Raw genomic sequence first — 23057 nt, 5'->3', positions numbered from 1 at the left:
TCAGCCTGAGGTGGACACTGTCCACGCGCGGTGCCTGACACCCTTGTTGTTTTATCCTTTTATATCCGTTTCTGACTTTGCTTTGGTTTGTTTGTTTTTAATGTAGTAGAATAGGTAGCATGCTGCCAGGAATCCTAGTCCGACGAGGAGTCCTATCAATTGGGTTGAATCAAATGCCAGGAATATCAGGATCGATACGCAGAATACGATACATATGATCGGGATTAAGGGATAAAATGGTACTTTATATTGCAGATCCTCTAACTTTCCGCCGTCCTGAAGGTATTTACGTCGGAACATTAACTGGGAAAGGGCAATACCGATCCAGGAGATGGTCACGGATATTCCGGCAACAGACATCAAAAGAACGAATACTGTATCTGCTGCAATTACACTTGTCAGCAGTGATAATAGCGAGAATATCATTGTAATCACAAGGGCTGTAAATGGAACCTTCCGTTTTGAAAGTTTCCCAAAACTTTTTGGTGCCATCCCTTCATGAGACATGGCCCATAAAAGCCTTGTTGATGCATAAATGCAAGAGTTTCCTACCGATAAAACCGCTGTCAGGATAACAAAGTTCATTATATCCGGTGCGAATGGAATTCCAGCCAGATCCATCAAAGTCACGAATGGACTTTCCAATAATCCCAGTTCTTTGGTTGGAAAAATTGCTGATAAGATAATAATAGAGGCAAGATAAAAGACAATAATTCTAAACAGCACATTCCGAATCGCACGAGGAATGTTCTTCTGAGGCTCTTCGCTCTCACCAGCAGCAATCCCGATTAATTCAGATCCTTGATAGGAAAAAATAACATTCATCATCGTTACAAAGAGTATAGCAATTCCGGCCGGGAAAAGACCAGATGGAGCCAGGTTTTCTAATAATGGAGCTGGTCTGTCCTCGAGAGGAATAATTCCAAAAATAGCTCCGACACCTATAATGAGAAAGAAGATAACGGCTAGTACCTTTATACCGGCAAACCAATATTCTGCTTCTGCGAAACCTCTTGTCGTTAAGGCATTAAGTCCGAATAACAGCAGGATAAAGGCCGCACACCATACCCAGACAGAGATATCCGGGAACCACCTCTGCATCAGGATACCAGCGGCGGTAAACTCCACTCCCGCTGTAGTGGCCGACCCGATAAAATACATCCATCCTAAAGAAAATCCGGCAGAAGGACTAATGAATTTACTTGCATATGTCTGAAAGGAACCTGTTACAGGCATATAGACGGCAAGCTCCCCCAGACAGACCATGACAAGGTACAAAATGATCCCGCCAAATATATATCCAATTAATGCACCGCCTGCTCCCGACTGATTAATTGTATAACCTGCGTTTAAAAACAAGCCCGTACCAATGACTCCCCCTAATGAAAGCATAAATAAATGACGCCGTTTCATTGAACGATTTAGCTGGTTTTGCTGACCCTCTTGATTAACAGGTTCCATTACCTCTCCCACCCCTCTTAAATTAGCTTTACCACTTTTATCAAGGCTATTTTCGCATAGATTGTTGTTCTTCGTATAAGTTCATCAACCCGTATAACTATATGCTCTCTGCATCTTTTCGTAAGAACATTTGCGAAAATTGCCTAGAAACTTAGTAAATCGACCCTTATAAAGCTCCAAAAGGAACAAAGTTTACGAAAAGAGCCTTTATCAATTAAAAGCGCAATGACAAGCAGCTTAATCCGCCGTCTTGCTTACGGAATTCTGACATCTCCAATTCAATTGTCTGATAGCCTGCACCGTTCAATTTTTGTCTTGTTACTGGATAACCAGCCGGGATGATGACATAGTCATTCACACGAATACAATTTGCTGCGTACTCCTCCTCCGGTGGAACAACGATTTTTTGATAGCTGTTAAACTCCGGATGATCAATGAATTCTCCTGCGACCACAATCGTTTGGTTTCCTAAATAAGTAATGCCTGTTTTTAAATGAAAGAATTTTTCGAGAGGTATGATTGTCCCTTTATAACCTTCCGATTCTAAAATTTGCTTTAACTGCTCTGCACCGTCATGGTTGGTTCTCGCAGAAATACCGATATAAAAATGATCCTCAATCTGCAGGATATCTCCCCCGTCAAGTGTCCCTGGAGATTTAATATAATAAATAGTTTCATAGAAAGACTTAATGACAGGTTCCATCTCATGGATTTCCCCATTTCGCGAAAGTGCTCCTGGATTAGAGATGACGGCAAACTTCGGAGTCAGTACCGCTGTATCCTCAACGAAAGTTGAATCAGGAAATTCTATTTTACTAGGAAGAATTGTTACGTCAGTTCCACATTTTTTCAGTGCCTCGATATACGCCTGATGCTGCTCCAATGCTTTTTCTAGAATAGGTCTTCCTAGATCCGAAGTGGTTAAGCCACAGATATAGCTTTCACTAGGTATTTTAACAATCGTATTTTTGTACATAATCGTATCCTCCTTTTTTATCCTCTCACTACTGGACATGTAAGACATGTCGGTCCCCCCGTTCCTAAATAAGAGATTTCATTTCCTTCATACTCATAGACGGTTGCGCCTGATTTAATTAATTGCTCCTTTGTTGACGGATTCCCCGAAACCATTACGCAGACTCTAGGTGCTAAGGCAAGTACATTGCAGCCAAGTCGGTGGTACTCTTCATCCGGTACCTCTATTAAATGAAAACCGCGTTTGATTAATAACTGCCGAAGGAATACCGGCATAAGTCTCGAATAAACCACTGCCAGATTCTCATCTACTATGCTAATGAATGACATAAGATGAAGACATTCCTCTTCCCCCTGGTCATGCGGTAATTGAACAACAAAACACTCATCTACCATATCTTTTGTCATTTCCTCGATTTGCCGGATGGCCTCATCATTCGTACGATAACCTCTTCCAATCAATAACGTTCGATCATCGAGCCAGACGAGGTCTCCTCCATCAGCCACCGCATCCCCTGTTAGTTGGCCTACTATAGGAATGTTCTTTTCTAGTAAAAATTGTTTATAAGCCTCAGCCTCCAACTGACGTAGTTTTTTCCCCGATTTTAAAATAATCGCCCCATTTTTCGTAAATTTAATAGGGTCATGGGCATAAAGAGAGTCTAATCCAACTGTCTCTGAAGCTGGTAAAAATTCAATTTCAGCGACATGTTCTTTAATAATCGCATAAAACTGTTCAAATTCATTTTGTGCTTTTATGTAGTTCGGTTCATTGATGTAGTTGAATTTTTTCCATTCATTCCTTAGATGCTCCTGACTGATAAAGGCATCCTTTGGGTGTTTTAAAATAACCCTTTTAAGATTGTTATACATAGACGATAACAAGTTTTTCAACCTCCTTTTTTCCGCATAGTGGAAATCTTTTTCTTTTAATGGAAACTTATAATATGATAATATAAAAAGAGAAAATACATGTCAATATATTTTGAATTAACAGAATATTTAATTGTTCCTTTTTTAGAGATAGTTGATAATATAAATGATAGGGGTTGAATAAAATGCAAACAATTGACCGGGCAATGCAAGTAATTAAAGTTTTAGCTGAAAGCGATACTAAAAAATGGTTCTCGATTACGGATTTATCAAAGGAATGTAACCTACCTGTCAGTACCATGCATCGTCTTTTACAATCCATGATCAAGCACGGATTAATTCAGCAGGATTCGAATCTGAAACTCTATTCAATGGGGTATACCTGGCTGGAATATGGCTTACAGATGTATGATACCTTTGATTTTGTCGGGCTAATCCGCCCCGAAATGGAGAAATTAATGCATGAGGTGGAAGAGAGTGTTTATTTCAGTAAACCTATAGGCGAAGAAGCTATAATAGTTGAAAGAATCGATTGCCCTCATAACCCAATCCGAATTTATGATCAGTTGGGTATCAGAATCCCAATGAATATCGGGGCTGCAAATAAAGTCATGCTGGCACATATGAATAAGGAAGAAGCATTAAAAATCATTAATGAACTAGTTCCAAAAGAGGAAAGAGAGTCCTTCCTACAACTGCTAAATACTATTCGTCATAAAGGCTATGGGGAAAGTCACGGAGAAAAAACCGAAGGCACTGCCTCCGTCGCAGCTCCTATATTCAATCACACGAACGAATTAATAGGAGCATTAAGCATCGGATACGTAATCTTCAACAATACAGATGAAAAACAGCATTTATTAATCGAAAAAGTAATCCAATCTAGCTTGCGCATATCCGCAAAACTAGGAAGTAAACTTAAAGTTTGAATAGGTTGATTTAAAGCTGCTGAATTCTTCTTGGAGAATAGCAGCTTTGGCACCTTTGTTATTTCCTGATCCAAGCAGTGCATAGGCCTTCCCATTTTGGGCGACCATTCTTCACTCGTATTTTCTAAATTTATAGCAATATTGATTTTTTAGTGAATTGCATAAATAAAACGAACAGTACCTGTCACTGTTCGCTCAATCAGCCTATCAAACTTCGACAATATCCGAGAGTGATAACTAGTTAATTTGCTTTATCGAACCAGGAGCTGGCGGTCTCATTCAACACAACATTCAGTTCTTCAATATTCCTTATACCGGTATCTTTTAACCAGTCTCGGCCTGCCTGTTCACCATTCTCAGCAAAAGGTGCGACGCCGTCTTTCCAGGTTGCCCTGCCACATAACACGCCATTAAAGGTAGAGCCAGATTCTTTGGCAAATTTCAAAGTTTCTTGGAATAGTTTCGCGCTTACTCCTGCACTCAAGAAGATAAAAGGCAGATCAGTGGCTTCACTTTGCTCTTTGAAAAAAGAGGCTGCTTCTTCTTTACTGTAAACGGTTTCGCCTTCTGTATAACCTTCCACAAAGTTCATATCTACCGGAACTTCTACTTTCAACACATCGACATGGTATTGAGACTTGGAGAACTCCTTCATCGCCCCAATTACTTTATGAGGTTTTACTTTAGCAAACTCTTTACTTTTCACATCATCATTTTCAGCATCATACGAGACAATTTCTAAGAAAAAAGGAAGGTCTTCCGCCGTACACTCAGATCCTACCCGTTCCATATAGACGTGTTTATAGTTATTAATTATTTCATCCTCATCTACATCGTAATAGAGTAGGAATTTGATAGCATCAGCACCTGCTTTCTTTAATCGTTTCACGGACCATTCCGGTAATAAGTCAGGCAGCCGTCCCACTTCTGACGCATCGTAGCCTGTTTTTTCATATGCCACTAATAAGCCGGAATCTTTGTCGCGGACCTTTGCCGCCGGCAAACCATATTCCGGGTCCAAAAGGATCGCTGTTGCAAAAGGAGTCAATTCTTCGGAAACCAATTCTTTGAAACGGATAATGCCTTCATCTCCAACATGACTTGCACAGCCAGACGCAATCATTTTTTTCAATGAACCACGTTGATCAATGGCTAATGCTCCAAACACGCCCTTTTCATCCGATAAACGTTTTAGAGCTTCCAATTTATTTTTGGTTAGTTCTAACATCGTTATTCTCCTCTCTCAATCTAATTTTTCAACTTTAACCGAATCAAAGTATTGTTTAAACTTGTTCATATTAATATAACCGGTTCTAGCTTCCATGGTATTTAACATTCCTGTAGTCATCGCCATTTTCAGCACAGTCTGGGTTGTTTGATTACGATAAAGAGCCACAGCTAGTCCAGCAACTGTCGCATCACCGGACCCAACAGGATTAACCACATCAATTTTTGGAATCGTAACCCTATAAAAATCCACTGCATGCCTGACAAAGGCTCCTTCACCGCCCATGGACACGATAATCCACTCAATCCCAGTAAATAGTTTATTGTTTAATGCGTGTTTCAAATCCATGATTCCTACTTCCACTTCAGTTCCTAACAGCTGAGACAATTCTGCTATATTCGGTTTGATGGCAAATGGTTTTTCCGCGTTCAGCAAGACTTGTTTTAACGATTCTCCTGATGAATCCACTACCACGGGAACTCCCTTTTTGTGACTGATTTCTAGGATTTGATGGTAATAGTTAGCGGCTAACCCTTGCGGCAAACTGCCAGAAATCGTTACTAGTGAGGTGTTTGCAAGCATTCCTTTATATTTTTCTAAAAAGGCTGTTCCTTCCTCCTTAGATAACATGGGTCCTGATTCTAAAATCTCTGTTTGCATTCCTTCATGAAGAATGGCAATACAATTCCTTGATTCTTTTTCAATTTTTAAAAAGTCATTGGGAATATGGCTTTTATTTAATTCCTGAACGATGTAATCGCCAATCGTTCCGCCCAGCACACCTGTTGCCAGGACTTCCTCTTCCATTTGTGCGATTACACGGGCAACATTCAATCCTTTGCCGCCAGCCGTTTTCCGGACCGTTCCTACTCTGTTGACATCATCTACCTTGAAGCGATCAATCGGATAAGAAATATCAACAGATGGATTCATCGTCACAGCTAAAATCATTGAACTCACTCTTTCTGGTAGTTGTTTAGGCTTGATAACGACAGGCACCATCCACATAAGTAGCAATTAAATCCAGGGCAGGATTTAACACGATAAAGTCAGCTGCGTACCCCGGAGCAATTTTCCCGCATTCGTGATTGATTTGAACACTTTTAGCAGGTGCCGAACTGGCCATGTAAATCGCCTCTTCCGGTGTGGCAATCCCCCACTCGACGGCATTTTTGACCGCATCTTTTAATTGCAAAATACTGCCTGCTAGGCTTCCATTTTCCAAGCGGGCCATCCCATCTTTCACTCTCACAGGGAATTCTCCCAACTGATAGTGTCCGTTCGGCATGCCACCGGCCATCATACAATCGGTCACCATAACGGTTGTATCTCTGCCGCGGACGTTCATTAAAATGTTGGCGGCAACAGGATGGACATGGTGTCCGTCACAAATGATTTCCGCAAACACATCTTTTAAATTCATGGCCGCACCAACCATCCCCGGCTCACGATGGTGCAGCGGGCTCATTCCATTAAAAGTATGTATAAAAATGGAGGCCCCTTTTTCAACCGCTTGTTTTGCTTCTTCATACGTTGCGTCACTATGAGCTAACGCGACCGAAATCCCTTCTTTGACAGCATACTCAATAAATTCCACTGCACCTTTTCGTTCAGGAGCAATCGCAATTTTTTTAATCGTATCATTGGAAAGCTTTTGCCAAACCTTTAACATCTCAACGGATGGGTCACGAAAGTATTTCGTGTTTTGTGCCCCTTTATGTTTCTCTGTAAAAAATGGCCCTTCTAAAAATATGCCTCTTATTTTCGCCCCTTGCACCTTTGTATAATTTGCACCAATCATTTCAACCAAGTAATTTAATGATTCGGTGGAGGAAGTTAAAGTTGTGGGGAGAAAGGAAGTGACTCCGCAAGAAAGCAGCTCTACAGATATCATATTCAAGCCCTCAAAGTCATTTTCCATCACATCGTGGTTTTGAAATCCGTGAATATGTGTGTCCACTAAACCAGGAGCAATCCATTGCCCGCCATAATCCATGACTTTGGTTGATTCATGGGGCAATTCTTCAATAAAAGCACCGAATTTCCCTTCTTTGATTTCCAAAAAACCGGGACCTGCAACCTTTTCCTCAAGAAAAAATTTTTCTGCAAAAACAAACGTTTCCATTTTGCTACACCTCTAAACGTATAGGAAGGGCAAGAATCCCTTTTCATTTTTTAAAACTACTAAACCATTTATTTGTATTCGTAAATGGATACTCCTTTTACGACACGGTTAACCGTTCCTGTCGGTGAAGGAGTATCCGGTGTATTGCCGACTTTAATAGAAGCTAGCAGGGAGACCGTCTGCGCAATCATGACAAACGGCAGCGCCAGGTAAGCGTCCGGAACGGTTCGTGCTTCGATTCCAAATGCGAAGGTTTCACCATCATAATTAGTTTCTCCGTCCACTTCGATCGCGCAAATGTAGTTGGCAATGTTATCATGATTCAATTCATGTAACATATCCAAATCGTATCGACGTGTATAAGGATGGTTTGAAACAAAAACAAAAATCAGTGCTTTTTCATTCACAAAGGATTTAGGACCGTGTCTAAATCCTAACGATGAATCATAGGCGGTGACAATTTTACCAGCCGTTAGCTCTAATACTTTTAAATGAGCTTCTCTCGTTACACCTTCTAAACTTCCAGATCCGAGGTAAATGATGCGGTCAAAATCACGATCGATCATTTTTTGGATTTTGTCTTCCCTTTGAATGACACTTTCACCCATGTGACGGATCGTTTTGACAATTGCCCCTTTTTCTTCCGCACGCACCGTATCAAAAATAAGCAATGCTGTAAGCGTCATGCACGAGTAGCTTCCGGTCATAGCAAATCCTTGGTCATTGGCTCTTTCGGGCATCAACAACAAGAGATGATTTTCATCCCCGCTTGCCCTTTTCGCTAACTCCCCATCTTTGGCACACGTAATGGTTAACTGGTAGAGGTTCGTTACCATTTGTTCAGCTAATTGTACGGCAGCAATACTTTCCGGGCTGTTGCCGCTTCGAGCAAACGAAACCAGTACGGTGGGAAAATCCGCTTTTAAAAATTGATAAGGATTTGACACCAAAGTGGTTGTCGGAATACTTATCAATTCCCACTGTTTTTCATCCATTTTTTCTTTCAGATAAGGTATAACTGTATCACCGACATAGGCAGACGTTCCGGCGCCTGTAAAAATAACTCGGATCCGCCCGTGTTTTTCCGATAATTTTTGCAAAAACTCTTTAATCTCCCGGCTTTTCTTTATAAACAATGTATATGTTTCATCCCATAAATCAGGCTGCTGTTTTATTTCTGCTGTTGTATTGGATGCACCTAATGGCACTAATGCTTCTTCACTTAACGTAAACATAATCGGTCACTCCTCTAAGTCTATTTATATCCTTTCGAACACCCGTAACCCTGCACCGATGACACCATTAGCCTGCTTCATGGTGCTGATACTCATTTGGCCTAATAAATGTTGTTGTTCTGGCAGTTGATAAATTTTTAGCTTTTCTTTTATTAATTCAAGCAAAAAAGGATTGTTTCCAATCACACTTCCGCCAAAAACTATTTTGTGCGGATCCAATAAACAGGAAATCGTATAAATGCCTTGAGCTAAATAACCAGTCACCTCTTCGATGATGGGCTGATATTCCTGAGAACCGTTTAAATATTCCGCAAAGACATCCTTGGTTGAAATGGTCTCTGCCTGCAATTCCTTTTCCGCCATTTTCTGGATCCCTGGGCCGGCAGCAATTATTTCCAATCGTTCATTGGCTCCCTTCGAGAGGACCGGGATGAGACCAAGCTCTCCAGCGAATCCTGCTCCCCTGAAAAAGGAACCTTTATGAATGATAGAACAAGAGATTCCTGTACTAATCGTCACGTAAACAAAAGTTCCATTCCTGTTTACCTGTGCCGCTATCCATTCGGCAAAAGCCGCCATATAGACATCATTGTCAATCGTTATCCTCTGAGGGCAAAATTGCTCTTGTAAACGGGCGGTGATCGGAAAATGCTGCCAAGGTAAATTATTTTGAAATACAGCGATGCCATTTTCTCGGTCTACTTTGCCTGGTACCCCCACACCGATCCCTTCTATCTTTGACCATGAAAATGATGACCCTTCAAGAACTTGTTCAACCGCTTTTACTACTTGATTAAACATGCTATCGCGGTCAGAGGGGTCACTTTTTACTACCGTACAGTTAAGCAATTCTCCTGATTCCGCAATGATTCCCGCTGCAATCTTTGTCCCTCCAATATCAATGCCGATTGCCTTTTTCATATTTGTACACCTCTAAATATCTATAGATGGGTTGTTGGTACAAGTCTTGTTTTTTAAAAACCCATAAGCAAAATCATATGAGTTTTTAAAAATGTCGTTAATTCAGGATAGAAACGGCAGTAATCATCCTGCCTACCAAAATTAAACTACCTATATTATTTAATATCACCACTACTTATTGGGTCAACCCAACATGAAAAGATGTTCTTAATTTCTTGATTTTTTATCTTTATTTTCCTCCAGTTACGGCAATTCCCTCAATAAATTGCTTTTGCAGGATGATAAATAAAATCAACATTGGCAGTATGGCTAAAAACGAGCCTGCCATAAGAATCGGATAGTTGGTTAAATATTGACCCTGTAACGATGACAATCCGACAGAAAGTGTCATCGATTCAGTTGAACTATTCACAATCATCGGCCACATTAATTCATTCCAGCTCCATAGGGTAGTGAATATACCCAATGCAACCAAACCAGGTTTGGCTAGAGGAAGCATAATCTTCCAATAAATTTGGAAATGGTTGCATCCATCAAGCCTTGCTGCCTCTTCCAGTTCTTTTGGAAGCCCCATAAAGAATTGACGCAGCAGAAATGTACCAAAAGCGCTAAACAAACCAGGGACAATTACTGCTTGCAATGTATTCAACCAGCCTAATTTCACTATAATCATGTATTGCGGTAGCAAAAACACTTGCCCAGGAACCATGAGAACCGATAATGCTAATATAAATAGAAAATTCCTGCCTGGAAATTCAATACGGGCAAAGGCATAGGCGGCCAACGAACACAAAAACAACTGCCCCGCTGTTCGGACGACCGTAACAATAAAGGTGTTAAACATAAATTTGAAAAAAGGCAGCAGTCCAAACACCTCTTTGTAGTTTTCCCATTTGAAATCCTCAGGAATAATAACAGGAGGTACATGAATCGACTCAGCATAGGTTTTTAATGAGGTTAGGATCATCCACAAAAAGGGCACGACCATGGCCACCGAGCCCACAATAAGGATAAAATGGATGAGGAATGTCTTACTTGTTATAAGCTGTCTCGTTCTTTCCAATTGTTCTCCCTCCTTTAGTCATAGTGAACCCATTTTTTCTGTAACACCATTTGAATAGCTGTAATAATTAGAATAACGATTAATAAGAGAACAGCGATGGCTGCTGCATATCCTTTATCGTTTAAGACGAATGCATGCTGATAAAATAAATATACAATCGACTGCGTATTTTCCAAGGCTGTACTGCTTTTTCCAATCATCATGAAGATTAAATCAAACACTTGAAAAGCCCCAATTAAAGACATGATGCTCACAAAGAAAATAACCGGGGAGAGCAGCGGCAGCGTAATTTTAAAGAACACCCTTAATGGACCTGCCCCATCCATTTCCGCTGCTTCATAATAGGTCTTCGGAATTCCTTGCAGGCCGGAGAGGAAAATGACCATGTTGTAACCAATTCCACTCCAGATGGCTACCACAATAATCGAATATAAGGCAATTTTCGGATCACTTACCCACTGCGGCCCCTTGATTCCGATTAAAGAAAAAAGATAGTTTAGTAGACCGTAATCGGAGTTATAAAGCCATTTCCAAACCATTGCGATGGCTGCCGGCATTGTGATGACGGGTAAAAAATATAATGTCCGATAAACGGATTTCCCCTTAATTTTCTGGTTCAAGAGAACCGCTACTAGAATCGATAAGAAGATCCCAATTGGGACCGTAAAAATAATATAAATACCAGTATTCTTAAACGATTTTAATAGGTTTGTATCCTCAAGCATCCTCTTATAATTATCTAACCCAGTCCACTCATAGTGTCCAAATGCTCCCCATTCAGTGAAACTAAAGTAAAAGGTCTGAATGATTGGCCACAGGTAAAAAATAAACAATCCCAACATAGTAGGAGCAATCATAAGATAGGCCCAAAAGTAATCTGATCGTTTCCTTGTCTTCGCTAAATTAGAAACCTTAAATTTTTTTTTCGCTTTCACTTCAACCTGTAGAGGAAGTTCCTTCACTGTATTCCCTCCTTATTAGAAAAAAGAAGAGAAGAAACCATTTCTTCTCTTCAATTTTTCTATTTCTTTGATAAAGCCTCATTTGCCTTTTTCGTTAGCTCTTTTACGGCATCGTCTACACTTTCTTCCTCACTCCATGCCTTTTTAAGGACATCTATTTCATACTGCCAAATTTCCCCTGTACTTTTCACACTCGGCAGTGGAACAGAATATTCAACACCATCAATAAAAGCTTTAAGGTTCAAATTTGGAACAGACTGTAACCAAGCATCTTGGGTCCCATTATAAGCAGGAATCACTGTTCCTGTTTGCGCATATACTTCCGCAGCTTCTTTAGAGCCTAGGAACTGAACAAACTTCCATGCCGCATCCTTATGCTTTGTATTCGCCGCAATGACATTAGATAACCCATGAATCGCAACCGCGCGCTGTTTCCCTTTTGGCACAACGGCAACGTTTAAATCAGGATTATTCTTATATTCCGTAACCATCCAAGGTCCATCAAACATCATCGCTACTTTTCCTGAAGAGAATAATTCAGAAGCAGCTGTTTCCGTCATTTGCGCTTGCGTTGGAGATAGCCCTTCTTTAATAAAACTAATATTGTATTTAAGTGCCTCTATCGCCTCAGGTTGATCAAAACCAACAGACTTACCATCGTCGGAAATAATATAACCGCCATTTTGCCATATGAAATCATAATAGCCGCCTTGGTTGCCCATTAACGCAGCATAGCCCCAAATACCTTTATCTTTGTTGGTCAGTTTGGTCGCCACTTCCTTTAACTTGTTCCAGTCCCAAGTGTCATCTGGATACGGCATTCCTGCTGCATCGAAGATTTTTTTGTTATACCATAATCCTGTTGTATCAAAGTCTTTCGGAATTCCATAAACTTTTCCATCAACAGTATAAAGATCAATTAAAGATTTCGGATAATTATCTAAACTAAAGTTATCTTTCTTTGCAAGGTCACTAAGCGGGAGTATAACCTTCCCTTCCGCATATTGTTCAACATGAGCACCATTCATCCACATAACATCCGGCAAGGCCCCCCCAGTGGCAGCCGTTTCGAGTTTCTGGAAATACTGACCATATGGAGTTAGCTCTGTTTTCACTTTAATGTTCGGATATTTTTCGTTAAATAACTTAACAATTTCTTCTACAGCAGGCACTTGTTTCTTATCCCAAAATCCATAAGTTATTTCCACTTTCCCATCTTTGGCATTACCTGATGTGCTACTGCTGCCACTACATCCGGCTAACCCCAGTAATCCTAAAATTACAGTTAAAAGCATGATAAGCCACTTTTTCATCTTGTTTCCCTTCCCTCTCTTAAATGTTTAGTAGATTTCTAATAAAAACGCTTAGAACATGAATGGTAGAATGACATGCTCCCCTTTGATAGCCCTTACAAATTTTTTAACTTAATTACTTTGCTAATCCAAAATTGAGAAAAACGTGCGAATACTAATTTGTATACAGATTACCACCTCCCTTAAATACTTTAACTTTTAACATTTTCTACTAAGCTATTATAATAATCGTCAATATGAATCGATTGGCCCTGATTTAGCCTAGATTCTTCTGCTGCCAATGCCATTAGGTGACTTCTTACGGATGCAGATGCGGAAGAGACACTATCTTGTTTATTTCCATATTGAATTTCTCTCAGGAAGGTTCTCATGATGCCATGATCTCCTCCACCATGCCCGCCAATGGGATTGTCAAACTTAATGACCGTTTCCTGTTTTGTAAGAAAATCAAAGATGGATAGACGGTTTTCCTCCATATTTCCACGTATTTCTCCTTTTGTTCCCATGATTTGAACAATTCGTGTTTGTTCCCTTGTAAAGCCGCACATGCTGAACGTTGCTGTTGCTCCACCCTCGAATTCCATATTGACCACTTGATGATCGACCACATCATTATCTGAGCGATAAACACATTTCCCATAAGGTGTTTCATTTAATGCCTTTATAATGCCTTCATTTGTGTAGTCTTCGGTAAATTTCTTTGCCCATCCTTTGCCTTCTCCAAGATAATACCTGCCAGCGTGATAGGGACATTCAAGTTCGGCAGGACAGCCTTCTAAGCATCTTTTCGGCGCTCCAATTGGTGCATTTTCTTCCTTAAAATGCATGAGCGACCCATATGAACTAACACGCTTACAATCCTTGCCGATTACAAAAGAAATAATATCCATATCATGACAAGATTTTTGAAGAATCATCGGACTTGTTCTCCCTTTATTATTCCAATTGCCGCGAACAAAGCTGTGGGACATATGCATGACTTCTACATTTTCATTTAATTGCAGTGATACGACCTCGCCAATTTCCCCTTTGGAGATAATCTTTTTAATCGTTGCCCAAAATTCCGTGTACCTAAGCACATGGCATATGGTAAGCTGCCGATTATACTTTCGGGCGGCTTGTTCCATCGCAATGCATTCCATTGGATCTGGAGACATTGGTTTTTCCAACATCACATGATAACCCAGTTCCAATGCTTTCATGGTCGGTTTAAAGTGATTAGCATCAAGTGTACATATAATGGCAATATCCGCAATTTTCGTTTCTAAATTAAGTACCTCTTCCCAAGACTCATAACAATTTTCATTGGAAATATGATGTGCTTGTTGAAATTTAGTTCTTCTTTCTATGTTTGGCTCTGCCACACCTATGATCCTTAACTCATTAGGATAATCTAAGGCATAAGGCGCATATGCTCTTGCCCCTCTGTCACCAGCTCCGATCATAATGGCTGTCATTGGTTTCATGTTAACTCTCCTATCATCATCATATTTCGTTTTCCTAATTTTTCCCGAATCAATCCAAACGTTTTCCGACTGTTGTTTAAAAAAGAACCACTTAGGTTCGTTTTATGTTAGAGGACTCACGAATGACTAATTCAAACGGTAGGATCATCTTTATCGGAAGTTTTACTTCCTCTTCTACCATTTCCATAATTGTTTTAGCCGCCATACTTCCCATTTCATACTTTGGGATGTCTACCGTTGAAAGCTGGGGTGATGAATATTTCCCCATTTCCAGATTATCCACGCCAAAGAAAGCGATGTCCTCAGGGATTCTAAGATGATTTTCTATAACAGCCCGCATGGCTGCGATGGCCATTAAATCACTTGCGCAAACCATTGCGGTCGGCAAATGCAGGGGCGCTCTTTCTATCAAACTTCTCATTTGTTCATAGCTAGTTTGCATTTTCCACTTTGTATTGATGACCCATTCTGGTTGAATCGGGAGTCCAGCTTCTTCCATGGCATGTTGAAAACCTTTAAAGCGATGTTCCGCAGACAACTCTTCAATGGTTGCATCAACACCTCCACCAATAAATCCTATGTCTAGATGTCCTTGATTCACTAAGCACTGTACCACCGTTTTGATAGCGGCTATGCGATCATAGTCTACGATTGCTATATTTTTATCTGAATAATAAAAGTCCAGCCCTACAACAGGTATAGTTTGCTGGATATACTCGATAAGACTGTCCTCAATCTTATCGATCAGAAGCAGTCCTTCAATCCCTAAGTCATGAATCGTCTTAAGAAGCAGTGCCTCGTTTTCGATTTCATCCTTGGTAATACTAATAAGTGTGTAATCATTATTAGCTAATGTATCACGAATACCTGTATAAATAGTTGCAAAATAGGGGTTTGTTTCTGCTGATTTTGGATTGGCTACCCATCCAATTTTCATTGTTCTTGTCTTACTCTTTTCTTGCTTGTTGGTCACTAAATTTCGGGCATTCTGATTAGGTATATACCCTAACTCCTTCACTGCCTTCCAAATTTTCGTTTTCGTTTCCGGATGAACATTTCTGGTCTGATCATTTTGAATGACCCTTGAAACAGTCGAAATGGAAACACCAACATATTCTGCAATATCCTTTAATCTTGCCACAACTAAAACACCTCTTAGGTTTGAACTTAAGCGCTTTTTTTAATAGAATAACAAATTTTTTCCCTTTTCGGAAATTTCTTTTTTTTGTAAAAGAGGTTGTACTCCCGTTCGGATCAATGATGGATTGTTGGTACAAGAATATTCTAAAAAATAGACTTCAGAGTACTAACTGAAAATTTTAACTAATTTGAATATACCCTCCTCGGCGTTAACCTGTCAACCCATCAACTTAAAAAAGTTAAAATTTATTGGGTTGTTGGTACAAGTTAGATTTTAAAAAACTCATAGACAAAATGCTATGAGTAATAAACGATTAGCTTAGTTCGGTGTAGAAGCGGCAGCGGTCCCCTCGTACAATGGATATACAAAATTCAACAGGCACACTATTTACATCATAGGCAGTTCGTTCGAGCAGAAGTGCCGGACGACCTTCCTCTGTCTGCAAATATTCACTTTCATCAGCACGAATGAGAACAGGTTCAAATGCCTCTTTTGCTCTGGTTACCACAATATTAAACTGTTGTGAAAATAAATCATATAATGAAATTTCGCCCACCCTTTTTAACTGCTCCATATCTGAAACTACGTGTTTCGGAATGAAAGATGATTCCAAAATATATGGCTCATTATTAGCACAACGAAGGCGTTTCATTTCAATGACATTCTCATCTCCGCTCAACTTCAGAGCTTCCTGAATTTTGGCAGTTGGTGTGACTTCTTCTATTTTCAGAATGATATCCTTAGGATTCAATCCTTTTTCTTTTAATACTTTGCTAAAGCTATAGAATCCCATTAGTGACTGCTGCAATTTTGGTTTTGCGACAAAGGTCCCTTTTCCTTGGATTCTGTAAAGAATTCCTTCTTGTACAAGCTCCTCAATCGCTTTTTTAGCCGTGTTACGGCTTACTCCAAATTGGTTCATTAATTGATTTTCCGAAGGGATTTTATCTCCTGGGGTCCAATGTCCCTTTTCAATTGAATCCTTTAATCTTTCCATTAATTGGTGATAAAGCGGAATTAAACTATCATGCTGCAATGGTTCCATTTTACTTAACTGCCTCCAAACCATACTCACATTCTTTTAATACTAAATTATATCACCAACACTTGTAGAGTCAACCCAACAACCAGGTTAAATGAATGAATAGTTTCTATCGAACAATAATAATCTATCAAGATTGCTACTTAGGTGCATTATTCACTCCTGTTTTAGGTTTTAATATCTAATTTATAAATTATACATTTTTAATTTTTTGTTTTTGAAAAAAATAAAAAACACAACATTTGTCGTGTTTTTAGCTATCTATCTAATTAGGTCCAATAAGAAACCGCCTTTAAACCTTCTTGGTTCATAAGAAAAAATGAATGCTTTGGGGTCAAACTCCAATCTAAGAAAAAAACCGCACGAATGGAGGAACCACAGTGCGGTTGTGGGGGTCAGGGACCACCCATTTCTCATCTGGGTTTTATCATTCATTTGCCTTTAATTGTACGTTTTGGATCTCTATTTCTTTATATCTAAATGAATGAATCATCATTGAATAATAACAATCCAATTTATTTCATTTCACTAATATTCACATCAAAGATGCTTAATAGAGATACAATAATTATTATGGATAACAGCCAAGCTAAAAGAGGTTTTTTGTGATGAATAGGCAATATTAAAAAAATAATACCAGTAAATAAAACAGACCACCACAAATTCCACCCATTATGATATGTAATAAACCCAAACTTATTGTTAACATACTCTACGCATAAATATATTCCTACCCATATCAAAAACCATAATGAACGTTTTTTCCCCCCTTCAGGAAATCTCCCTAAGTAAATTAATACAGTTGCAGTATAAGATACGACCATTGCTAAAATTGTAATCATTGTATGGTTGGGTAAGATTAAATCATGAAATAACCACATCGATTGTTTATAAAGTAGAAAGTTGTATAAAAAATCTCCAATGATGAAGAAGAGAATTGTTGGATAATACTGTTTCCAATTCCTCCAATCCCCCCATTTATACCCTGCTAAAATATAGAAAATATTAATTAAAATATACATAATACCATTCCTTTAAAATGAGTAATACTATACTATCCCAACTGAATTACTTCCTTGCTTTTTGAATTTTGTGGTAGTAGATAATTTGAATAGTTTGGATTAGCATGTAGATCGGGAAGGACCAGTACATTTTATATCCTTTGTTGTAGTGAAACAGTCCAATTTTGACTCCAATCCATTCTGCTAGCAAGCCGAAGCTTGACCAAATAAGGATGTAGAGAATCATTTGATATCCCTTTATTCTTAGTTTCGAATATAAGTACATGAAAAAAAAACTAAAAGGACCGTTCATTACATAATAGATAAAGTCCATCAGTTGGTATTTTGAACTGTCATTTACATCGTATAAATCCCATGGTCTAACACTTGTGGTATGATCAAAGAAAGTCACCACCGTAATCCCAAATAAGTAATGGGCAGTACCCTCAATCATGGAGAAAATTTTAGGTGTAATTAAAATAAGTAAATTTAACAATAACAGGGTTATAATAACAACCCATTCATTCCAATCAAATGATTTTTCATAAATGACTGTCATGCTTAATACTCCTTTTGGAGACATATAAAACAATTTTTGCAATCCCTAATCCAATAAAAAGGTAGGCACAATTAACAGTCGCTGCATTGAAAAAATTCCATTTTGTAAATTCTATTACATCAAAATAAATTAACAACGCTTCCATTCCATTCAAACCAGCAAAAATGAAAATGAAATAAAAAACCTTTAATTTTAACGTGAAACTTTTATAAAATACATTAACGAAAATCAGAACAAGCAGTGGAATGATTCCATCTCGATAAAGTAGCACAGTGGGAAATAAAAAAGGATTTTCAGTTGTTTTAATCCACTTTAAATTTAAAGACAATATGGTGATCACATTGGTTGTTAAAATGGTGAGAGTCATATAAATGATAGAGTTCTGGATAAAGGAGAATGGTTTCCTTTGAAAAAAGAAACAAAGGGAAATAGATAAAGTTAATAAGATAGTTAATGGCAGTCCAATCATCATATAGATCTCCTTCAATTATACATCCCAGCATATCTTTCATTATTGGTTGTTTTCCGCCTATTATTCACTATCCAATAACAAACGCCATCTCTTCCCAAAAAGAAAAACCCATTGTCAGTTTTTTTATAGTATTAAAAAATAAAACAAGACACGATTTCTCGTGTCTTTTCAAATTAGCTTTAAATGGACGACAATATTTATATTTTATTTTGATTGGTAATTTTCCCAGCTTATTTTATATTTTTTTAAATAAAACTCGTTCATACGCGTCAAGAGTCGCACTAATCTCTTTTTCTCCGTGTGCAGTAGACATACTATATCTGTTCAACGGCTTTGTATATATGCCTTCTGTAAGGAGATGGAAATCAATTTCTTTGCGTAAAGAAAAATTAGATTCTTGAAGATCACGGTAATTACGTACATGCTCTTTTTCTGTAATTACTACGTTAAAGATTGTACCTAAACCTATTGTTTGCATCCCAATGCCCTTAGAAGCAAATAACTCTCTGATTCCATCCTTTAACTGCTCTGTCACAGCCATTACTCGATCCATTTCTTGTTCTAATACGTTAATTACTGCTAAGCCTGCAGACAAAATGGTTGGATGGCCATTATAAGTACCACTATGGAATAGTACATCTTTCGAACTTGATTTCTTACTAATACTACTATCAAAAACATCAGACGCTGCTGTTGGAGCCGTGACCATCATTATTTCTTTCTTCCCTCCGATGAGGCCGACAGGGAAACCTCCACCAATGACTTTACCTAATGTGGTAATATCCGGTTTTACAGCGTACACAGATTGAGCTCCACCAATGCCCATACGGAATCCTGTCTTCACTTCATCAAATATTAATAGGATTCCTAACTCATCTGTAACCTTGCGCAATCCTTCTATAAAAGTCTGATCAGCTGGGATAAAGCCAGACTGTACCGGTTCTAGCATGACTGCAGCGATTTCATCCTTTCGCTTCTTCAATATTTCTGCGCATGCATCGAGATCATTGAAAGGTAAAATAACCGTATTTTCCACTTGATGAGGTTCTATTCCTTTAGATTCAATGATTGCCCTCGGCTCATGTGCCGGGCCCGCCTCTGCAACTGGTGGGTTCACACTAAGAAGGACTTGATTGTATCCGCCGTGATAGTGTCCTTCTAATTTCGCAAGCTTGTACTTTCCTGTATAGGCAAAAGCCATCCGAATCGCCAAAAGTGTGGCTTCTGTTCCTGAATTGGTAAAACGAATCATCTCCATGCTTGGATAATACTGTTGAATTTTTTGGGCCATATCTAGTTCGAGTCGATGAGGAGTACCAAAAAGCGAAGTTCCATCTTCCGCTAATTGATTATGTACCGCTTGAACTATCGCTGTATGACCATGTCCAAGCATTAACGCTCCGTAAGATAGGAGATAATCAATGTATTGATTCCCATCTAGATCTGTCAAATAAGCCCCATTTCCACTTTGCATAACGATCGGATACGGTTCGAAAAATTTGATATTTGCTGTTACCCCTCCAGGCATAATCGTATTTGCTTCCTGGATAAAAGCTTGTGACTTAGGTGTTCTTTTCTCAAATTCGATTAATGCATTTCTTAAGTTTAGGGTTTCCATTGATTACACCTCATTAAAAATAGGGATAAGGAATTTTAAAAAATATTTTTCATTTAATTGTATTATATGAAATTTTCATTTCACACATTGATGAATTTACCATCCGACATGATACCCCAAATCAAATAATAGTGTCTACTAGTAACGAGTTCCTTTTTTGTGATATCTTTTAATTAGGAACAAAATACTAAATTCCCTAATGAAATAAATTTTTCATTATTAATTCTTTCCTACATTCTTGGAGGTTCTTTATTATGAATAATGTTTACCAGCATATATCCGCTCAGATGCCTCATATGAGTAAATCTCAAAAAAGGATTGCCAAATATATCATAGACAATCCTAATACAGTTCCCTTCTTAAACGTTGCAAAATTAGCAAAGTTGTCTGGTGTCAGTGAAGCAACAACTGTAAGGTTCGCCAATTTTCTTGGTTTTACAGGTTATCCTGAACTTCAGCAACGATTACAGGAGTCCATACAGCAGCAATTAACTACCTATGAAAGATTAGAAATGTCTTTGGAAGTCTACGATAACAAAGAAAAGGGTATCTATGAAATATTCCAAGATGATATGGCTAATATTAAAACTACCATGGAAAAGTTGGACATAAATTCCTTTCTTCAGATTGTAGATATCCTACTAAATGCTGAGAGATTATTTATTGTAGCTAATAGAAGTGCTTTGTCACTGGCTGTATTCCTTCAATATTATTTAAATATGATTTTGGGAAATACCGAATTAATTCAAACGATTGAAACAAAAACAGAAAGTTTAAATTCACTGAATAAAAATGATGTCGTGATTGGGATGAGTTTTGCAAGATACACTAAAAGTACGATTGATGTCATAAAATATGCACGTGAAAAAGGGGCTGCGACTATTGCTATTACAGATCTTTTATCATCTCCGCTTATTCCTTATGTAGATTATTCACTTGTCGCTACCACTAAAATGCCAACGTTCATCGACTCTTTTGTAGCTCCACTTAGCTTAATTAATGCTTTGGTTACATATATCAGCAAGCACAAGTCGAAGGAATTCCAAAGTCGTCTAAAACAATTAGAAGAAACTTGGAATCATTTTGACATATTCATAAAATAAACGATTAGGAATTAAAAAATTTCCCTTTTTTGCCGTTCCTTGTACATGTTTTTATACATTGCCAGCCCTTTGTTTTATTAATGCTTCCAACTGTATTATTCGCTCATTGGATTTGAAAAAGGTTCTTAAAAAATTTTTTCCCGACCGCAAAAAGTCTGACAGAAGAAACTCCTGTCAGACTTTTTATTTCATCATTTTAATTTAAATAAAAGGAAAAAATATTCGATTAAAATGCTTCTATTTTTACTTGCAGGGGTTTGATGCTTTTTGGTAAGGATATTGTCTATCGGTAAATCGAATCTTTAAACCAACTTATTCCCCATTATTCTTCCATTCTCGATTATACTGCTTCAATGATGATTGAAACGCCTTGTCCCCCGCCTACACATAAGGATGCTAATCCAATTTGTTTCTTTTGACGTCTTAATTCATGAACTAAGGTAACCACAATCCGTGCACCTGAACATCCGATTGGGTGACCTAATGCTATCGCTCCTCCATTAACATTAATAATCTCCTCTGGCAAACCTAATTCCTTATTTACTGCCAGCACTTGTGCTGCAAATGCTTCATTTAGCTCTGCCAATTCAATATCCTGTATGGTAAGATTTGCTCTCGTTAAGGCTTTTTGTGTCGCCGGGACTGGTCCAATGCCCATGATAGAAGGAGAAACAGCAGCACTAGCAACCGAACGAATTTTGGCAAGTGGTTTTAAGTCGTATTCCCTTACAGCTTGTTCAGAAGCAACAATGACTGCAGCTGCCCCATCATTTAATGACGAAGCATTTCCAGCTGTTACCGTCCCATTCTCTTTAAAAGCTGGTTTCAGAGATAATAATTTCTCTAGATTAGTATTTTTTATATTCTCATCTTCTGTAAATAAAGTAGAACCATGCTTGCTTTTAATAGCAACTGGAATAATTTCTTTTTCGAATTTACCTTGTTCTTTAGCTTTAATAGCTTTTTGCTGGCTTTCTAAGGCAAAAACATCTTGTTCCTCTCTGGAAATATGATAGCGCTCTACTAAATTTTCAGCTGTAATCCCCATATGGTACCCCTCTATTGCACAGTGAAGTCCATCATGAAAGAGTGCATCCACTGTCCGTAAATCTCCCAATTTCTGTCCCCACCTTGCATTCATCACCAAATGCGGGACATTACTCATACTCTCTGTACCACCTGCAATCACAACATTTGAATCTCCTGCAAGAATTTGGTGATAGGCTAATGTAATAGCGCGCAATCCGGATGCACATTGTTTATCAATTGTAATGGCTGGTACAGACACAGGGATCCCAGAATGGATAGCTGCTTGTCTTGCTGGGTTTCCTTTGAGCCCTGATTTTAGTACATTACCTAGTACTACCTCATCAATGCATTCAGCCGAAAGACCAGATCGTTGCCACACCTCCTTAACAACAGCCGTTGCAAGTGGTACTGCACCAACATCTTTCAATGAACCACCGAAACACCCTATCGGAGTTCTAATTGCCTCAACTAAGTATACATTTTGCATACACTATTCCCCATTTCCCATAAAAATAGCGGTTTTGTCCGCGGTTTTACTATG

The 23057-nt window shown here is 38.6% G+C and carries 22 protein-coding genes; 2 read left to right on the top strand and 20 right to left on the bottom strand.

Translation table 11 applies throughout. The annotated features are described in order from the left end of the window. Positions 1 to 51: 51 nt before the first annotated feature. The 3 genes from ACJ004_RS03880 to ACJ004_RS03870 form a co-directional block, all read right to left on the bottom strand. Positions 52 to 1461: an amino acid permease gene (locus ACJ004_RS03880; RefSeq protein WP_410891194.1), complete on the bottom strand. Its 1410-nt coding sequence runs from the start codon at positions 1459 to 1461 to the stop codon at positions 52 to 54. A 214-nt stretch (positions 1462 to 1675) separates the two neighbouring features. Then, on the bottom strand, positions 1676 to 2437 hold the full coding sequence (locus ACJ004_RS03875; RefSeq protein ID WP_410891193.1) for a dimethylarginine dimethylaminohydrolase family protein: 762 nt from the start codon (positions 2435 to 2437) through the stop codon (positions 1676 to 1678). A 17-nt stretch (positions 2438 to 2454) separates the two neighbouring features. Continuing rightward, positions 2455 to 3309 (bottom strand): dimethylarginine dimethylaminohydrolase family protein, encoded by an 855-nt coding sequence (locus tag ACJ004_RS03870; protein ID WP_410891280.1) that lies wholly within the window; start codon positions 3307 to 3309, stop codon positions 2455 to 2457. A 185-nt stretch (positions 3310 to 3494) separates the two neighbouring features. Here ACJ004_RS03870 and ACJ004_RS03865 point away from each other — a divergent pair, with 185 nt between their 5' ends. Next, positions 3495 to 4238, top strand: a complete 744-nt coding sequence (locus ACJ004_RS03865; RefSeq protein ID WP_410891192.1) for an IclR family transcriptional regulator — start codon at positions 3495 to 3497, stop codon at positions 4236 to 4238. Positions 4239 to 4479: 241 nt separating this feature from the next. On the opposite strand, the gene lacD is transcribed toward ACJ004_RS03865, so the two are convergent. The 16 genes from lacD to ACJ004_RS03785 form a co-directional block, all read right to left on the bottom strand. After that, complete coding sequence (gene lacD, locus ACJ004_RS03860) at positions 4480 to 5466, bottom strand: tagatose-bisphosphate aldolase (protein ID WP_410891191.1); 987 nt, start codon at positions 5464 to 5466, stop codon at positions 4480 to 4482. Between the two features lie 15 nt (positions 5467 to 5481). Further along, positions 5482 to 6417 (bottom strand): tagatose-6-phosphate kinase, encoded by a 936-nt coding sequence (gene lacC / locus ACJ004_RS03855; RefSeq protein WP_410891190.1) that lies wholly within the window; start codon positions 6415 to 6417, stop codon positions 5482 to 5484. 25 nt (positions 6418 to 6442) lie between these two features. Further along, on the bottom strand, positions 6443 to 7591 hold the full coding sequence (nagA, locus tag ACJ004_RS03850; RefSeq protein WP_410891189.1) for an N-acetylglucosamine-6-phosphate deacetylase: 1149 nt from the start codon (positions 7589 to 7591) through the stop codon (positions 6443 to 6445). A gap of 68 nt (positions 7592 to 7659) precedes the next feature. After that, positions 7660 to 8826, bottom strand: a complete 1167-nt coding sequence (locus tag ACJ004_RS03845; protein ID WP_410891188.1) for an SIS domain-containing protein — start codon at positions 8824 to 8826, stop codon at positions 7660 to 7662. A gap of 24 nt (positions 8827 to 8850) precedes the next feature. After that, entirely contained in the window at positions 8851 to 9747 is an 897-nt protein-coding gene (locus ACJ004_RS03840) for an ROK family protein (protein WP_410891187.1), read from the bottom strand. Between the two features lie 229 nt (positions 9748 to 9976). Then, positions 9977 to 10735 (bottom strand): carbohydrate ABC transporter permease, encoded by a 759-nt coding sequence (locus ACJ004_RS03835; protein ID WP_410891279.1) that lies wholly within the window; start codon positions 10733 to 10735, stop codon positions 9977 to 9979. A gap of 89 nt (positions 10736 to 10824) precedes the next feature. Beyond that, the gene (locus ACJ004_RS03830; RefSeq protein WP_410891278.1) at positions 10825 to 11745 is read right to left on the bottom strand and encodes a carbohydrate ABC transporter permease; all 921 of its coding nucleotides are present in this window, start codon (positions 11743 to 11745) and stop codon (positions 10825 to 10827) included. Positions 11746 to 11831: 86 nt separating this feature from the next. Next, on the bottom strand, positions 11832 to 13085 hold the full coding sequence (locus ACJ004_RS03825; RefSeq protein ID WP_410891186.1) for an ABC transporter substrate-binding protein: 1254 nt from the start codon (positions 13083 to 13085) through the stop codon (positions 11832 to 11834). Positions 13086 to 13276: 191 nt separating this feature from the next. Then, entirely contained in the window at positions 13277 to 14551 is a 1275-nt protein-coding gene (locus ACJ004_RS03820) for a Gfo/Idh/MocA family protein (RefSeq protein ID WP_410891185.1), read from the bottom strand. Between the two features lie 91 nt (positions 14552 to 14642). Continuing rightward, on the bottom strand, positions 14643 to 15692 hold the full coding sequence (locus ACJ004_RS03815; RefSeq protein ID WP_410891184.1) for a LacI family DNA-binding transcriptional regulator: 1050 nt from the start codon (positions 15690 to 15692) through the stop codon (positions 14643 to 14645). 313 nt (positions 15693 to 16005) lie between these two features. Next, positions 16006 to 16737 (bottom strand): GntR family transcriptional regulator, encoded by a 732-nt coding sequence (locus ACJ004_RS03810; RefSeq protein ID WP_410891183.1) that lies wholly within the window; start codon positions 16735 to 16737, stop codon positions 16006 to 16008. Between the two features lie 512 nt (positions 16738 to 17249). Beyond that, positions 17250 to 17756 (bottom strand): CBO0543 family protein, encoded by a 507-nt coding sequence (locus ACJ004_RS03805; RefSeq protein ID WP_410891182.1) that lies wholly within the window; start codon positions 17754 to 17756, stop codon positions 17250 to 17252. A 46-nt stretch (positions 17757 to 17802) separates the two neighbouring features. Continuing rightward, on the bottom strand, positions 17803 to 18294 hold the full coding sequence (locus ACJ004_RS03800) for a CBO0543 family protein (RefSeq protein WP_410891181.1): 492 nt from the start codon (positions 18292 to 18294) through the stop codon (positions 17803 to 17805). Next, positions 18278 to 18565, bottom strand: a complete 288-nt coding sequence (locus ACJ004_RS03795) for a hypothetical protein (protein ID WP_410891180.1) — start codon at positions 18563 to 18565, stop codon at positions 18278 to 18280. Before ACJ004_RS03795 ends, ACJ004_RS03800 begins: the two co-directional genes overlap by 17 nt. Positions 18566 to 18596: 31 nt before the next feature. Next, positions 18597 to 18806: a hypothetical protein gene (locus ACJ004_RS03790; protein WP_410891179.1), complete on the bottom strand. Its 210-nt coding sequence runs from the start codon at positions 18804 to 18806 to the stop codon at positions 18597 to 18599. 195 nt (positions 18807 to 19001) lie between these two features. Further along, positions 19002 to 20384, bottom strand: a complete 1383-nt coding sequence (locus tag ACJ004_RS03785; RefSeq protein ID WP_410891178.1) for an aspartate aminotransferase family protein — start codon at positions 20382 to 20384, stop codon at positions 19002 to 19004. 254 nt (positions 20385 to 20638) lie between these two features. Between ACJ004_RS03785 and ACJ004_RS03780 the strand changes: the two genes are divergently transcribed. After that, positions 20639 to 21487 carry a MurR/RpiR family transcriptional regulator gene (locus ACJ004_RS03780; RefSeq protein ID WP_410891177.1) on the top strand — a complete coding sequence of 283 codons (849 nt, stop codon included), beginning with the start codon at positions 20639 to 20641 and terminating at the stop codon, positions 21485 to 21487. Positions 21488 to 21827: 340 nt separating this feature from the next. Here the strand turns inward: ACJ004_RS03780 and ACJ004_RS03775 are convergent, their stop codons facing one another. Continuing rightward, positions 21828 to 23003 carry a thiolase family protein gene (locus ACJ004_RS03775; RefSeq protein WP_410891176.1) on the bottom strand — a complete coding sequence of 392 codons (1176 nt, stop codon included), beginning with the start codon at positions 23001 to 23003 and terminating at the stop codon, positions 21828 to 21830. Positions 23004 to 23057 lie beyond the last annotated feature (54 nt).

The sequence above is a fragment of the Neobacillus sp. 204 genome (assembly GCF_046562815.1).
Lineage (GTDB): Bacteria > Bacillota > Bacilli > Bacillales > Cytobacillaceae > Neobacillus.
The sequence above is the reverse complement of the archived record's forward strand: the minus strand, read 5'-3'. Positions and strand labels throughout refer to the sequence as shown.